The following is a 3,122-nucleotide window of genomic DNA, read 5'->3' as shown; positions in this document are numbered from 1 at the left end:
CTGTTGGAGATGCCCAACGCCACGCTGTTATTGCCATTTGAGGTGGCACCATTACCGATGGCGACGGCGTTGCCGCCTGTCGCGGACCCGCCGCCGGCCTGATATTGCGCCTGAGCTGGCGTCGCAGCCATGCCGATCGCGAAGGCGCCCAGCATCGCGGCCGCCGCCGACATCCCGCCGACGCCCAGCGTCCCCAGCCCCAGGCGCTTGCGCCCCATGCCAAGCACGCTATGAGCCATGCGCAGCACCGCCATCAAGCGGCGGCGAACCGAGCGGGAGCGAGGATCGCCATTCGCGATCCAGTGCCCGGCGAAATGCGCCGCGCGATGCTGAACTAGAAGCGAGCCGTTCGAAATCTGATTGTCGGTCATGGTCCCTCTCCGCTGGCCGGCACGAAATGTCTGACAATTCCGCTCTATCGCAGGAAGACATGATTCCTGCCCGCGGTATTTCACGAAATTGCTGTCTTGTGAGAAAAGATCGGAGCAAACCGGCAGAGGTTAACAGCTCGTTACCTTAGAGACTGCTTTAAAACTAGGCAAACAAGCAATTCCATGAGCGCCGTCTCATCTAACCTTGGCGTTAAGCTTGCCCACCCGTAGCTGCAGCGGCGTCACCTGCCGGTATTTCTTCATGGCGGTGGTAAAATGGCTCTGGCTCGAAAATCCGCAGGAATGAGCGATGTCCGTGATGGTCATGCGGCTGTCGGCAAGCAGCCTTTCAGCGAGGTCCAGCCGCAAATCGAGAACATATTGATGCGGCGGCACCCCGAACGTCCTCGAGAAAGCCCGCATGAAGTGATAGGGTGAAAGACCGCAAACCGCGGCCATCTCGGCAAGCGCCAGCTTGCGCGTGAAGTTCTCGTTCAGGAATTCCTGCACGCGGCGCGTGCTGCGAACCGAAAGCCCGCCTTTCGCGTTGAGCGTCGGTTGTCGCGAATTGGGTCCGGAAACCGGTCCGGGGACACCATCCTCACCCGGCATTTTTCGGCCTCCTGATTCGTCCCAGATGAGGTTCAACCCTAGGCTTCCTTCCGCGTTCCCCTGAAAAACAAATCGTGATTGATCGAAGCTGACCGGCGTAGCCAACCCCATTCATGAGAGCGTTCCGGCCGGACGGCGTACAACGCGCGGACTGCATGACATTCCAGACGATTCCTGCGGAGCTTGGGGCGGATTTGCAGCAAGATGTATTCTGGAAAACGCCGCAAGGCGCCTGTTGCGGCCTGGGTGGGTGCGCAGCAGATCGGCCGGGTCGACCGTGCCGAAAGCAGGCGGATCGAGTTCGGCGAGATCGAATTCATGCACGGCCAATTGCGCCAGCGCTTCGGGAGCGATGGAAACGACGGCGTTCTCCCGGGTCAGGGACCAGGCCGGCTTGCTGTCCACACCCGCCGGATTGACGACGCGACATCCGGTCGGCGTATCGTACCGCGTGATCCGGTCGCTGCCGAGCAAGGCTCTCGATCGGCGTGCGGGCCGCAGCGCAATTCCAGTGGAATGCTCTTTGGCCGGGAATGTCTGCGAGACGGGATCGCGGGCTGAGTCTATGACACTCCGCGCCGCGGTGGCCCTCCAGGGGCCTGCGCTTTCAGGGATTATGTCCAGGACATATCGAGCTGTCCGTTCTCGATTGACGCCCTGGGAATTGCCGCCTTCCCGAGCATCGTCCGTATTTTCCATTGCCTGGCCTCAGCCGCTTGTCTGTCGCCTGAAATCCCCCTTAGCCCGACCCGGATCCAACGTAACGCACATGCTGTGGATAGTGAATAACATCCGTACGCAAACAAAAAATTTTGTTCGGGATAAAAGCCCCTCGGGGCGAGGAACCCAGGCCTTTAGGTCGCGACTACGGGTCAACAGGTTCCTCTGGACCCTTCGGCGCATTGGCTGACGGAGCATCAAACGAAAAACCCGCCTGCTCGGCGGGTCACTGGCGCAAATCAGCACCATGCACGAATATATACCTTAGCTGAGATCACCGTGTCAAGAAAAAATTCCTACCGCGAAAAGCTGCCGACGCAAAGCCGCGACACCGCCAGCAATGCAGAGCTACCAGATTGGCTACCGGTCATTGCAGATCGTCGCGACGATTCTCATACAAATCCCATGCAAGTTCGACAAACCCCAGAAGAACGTCCTCCTCGCTCCATCCGGCAGCGACGGCCGCCTGGACGATCTCGCGGACGAGAGGCAGCAATTGGCGTTGGCATTCTGCCGACGTGTCGGCAACTATGTCATCGCCGGGAGGTTCATCGAAGTTGAATTTCATCGTTAGGCGCCCCCCTCGCCATCAATCAAAGTGTTCATATCATTAAGTTCATTCATCCTGATATACAATAGAGGTCGCACCAAAGCATAAGAGGCTTCGGAGGCTCTGAGCAGAACAGGATGATGCCAGGCTCTATGCTTCCGCTAGGTCAGGTTTGTCCTTCTGAACAGGGTCCGTTGGGAAGCTTCTACCCATCAATCTCTGCGGCTGGTCGAAACCTTCGGCCAGGGCCGCATGCCACCATCCGGCGAATGCGCGGCAGGACCGGCCGCATTGCCTTCTGCAACCGCTCGCTGGATAGTCTCGGCATGTTGGCGACCCTGGCGACTCACTGGCCGCAAATTCTGGCGATCATCTCCGTGGTGATGGCGACGGTCGGCATCGTCCATGCCGTCATGACCAAGGAAGATGTGCGCGCCGCCACCGGCTGGGTCGGCGTGATGGTGCTGTCCCCGATCCTCGGCGTGCTGATCTACGCCGTCGCCGGCATCAATCGCATCCGCCGTGCCACGATCACCGCCCAGCGCCCGTTTGCCGACGGCGTGGTGTCCGCCAAGCATGAGCGCGACGTCGCTGTCGAAGAGGCCCTGATCGTCGAGCGATACGGGCAACGGTTCACGGGCTTGCGGACACTCGGCGACAGGGTGGCGCGGCGCGCGCTCAACCCTGGAAACGCAATCGATGTGCTGGAGACCGGCGACGAGGCCTATGCCGCCATGTGCGCGGCGATCGACGGCGCCGAGCGCAGCGTCCTGCTCGAGACCTATATTTTCGACAATGACGCCGTCGGCCTGCTCTTCGTCGAGGCGCTGGCCGGCGCCGTCGATCGCCGCGCACATGGCGGCATAGGC

4 protein-coding genes and 1 pseudogene are annotated in these 3,122 nt (G+C 60.5%); 1 reads left to right on the top strand and 4 read right to left on the bottom strand.

Annotated elements, in window-relative coordinates:
- The 4 genes from ENZ74_RS26805 to ENZ74_RS26790 form a co-directional block, all read right to left on the bottom strand.
- The coding region (locus ENZ74_RS26805; protein WP_206522332.1) for a left-handed beta-roll domain-containing protein at positions 1 to 371 on the bottom strand (371 nt) is incomplete at its 3' end.
- Positions 372 to 566: 195 nt separating this feature from the next.
- Positions 567 to 1,094: an AraC family transcriptional regulator gene (locus ENZ74_RS26800; RefSeq protein ID WP_063168904.1), complete on the bottom strand. Its 528-nt coding sequence runs from the start codon at positions 1,092 to 1,094 to the stop codon at positions 567 to 569.
- Positions 1,095 to 1,457 carry a hypothetical protein gene (locus tag ENZ74_RS34515; protein WP_063168905.1) on the bottom strand — a complete coding sequence of 121 codons (363 nt, stop codon included), beginning with the start codon at positions 1,455 to 1,457 and terminating at the stop codon, positions 1,095 to 1,097.
- Between the two features lie 613 nt (positions 1,458 to 2,070).
- Entirely contained in the window at positions 2,071 to 2,271 is a 201-nt protein-coding gene (locus ENZ74_RS26790; protein WP_082826544.1) for a hypothetical protein, read from the bottom strand.
- 308 nt (positions 2,272 to 2,579) lie between these two features.
- Here ENZ74_RS26790 and ENZ74_RS26785 point away from each other — a divergent pair.
- Positions 2,580 to 3,122 (top strand): annotated as a pseudogene (locus ENZ74_RS26785) (cardiolipin synthase); the annotation flags it as partial.

This window comes from Mesorhizobium sp. M7A.F.Ca.CA.002.15.2.1 (assembly GCF_003998715.1).
GTDB lineage: Bacteria > Pseudomonadota > Alphaproteobacteria > Rhizobiales > Rhizobiaceae > Mesorhizobium > Mesorhizobium ciceri.
Note: the sequence above shows the minus strand (reverse complement) of the source record. Positions and strands in the feature narration are given on the sequence as shown.

Coding starts and splice junctions, on each gene's coding strand:
- ENZ74_RS26800 (WP_063168904.1), bottom strand. CDS start 1,094: ATGGGGTTGGCTACGCCGGTCAGCTTCGATCAATCACGATTTGTTTTT.
- ENZ74_RS26790 (WP_082826544.1), bottom strand. CDS start 2,271: ATGAAATTCAACTTCGATGAACCTCCCGGCGATGACATAGTTGCCGAC.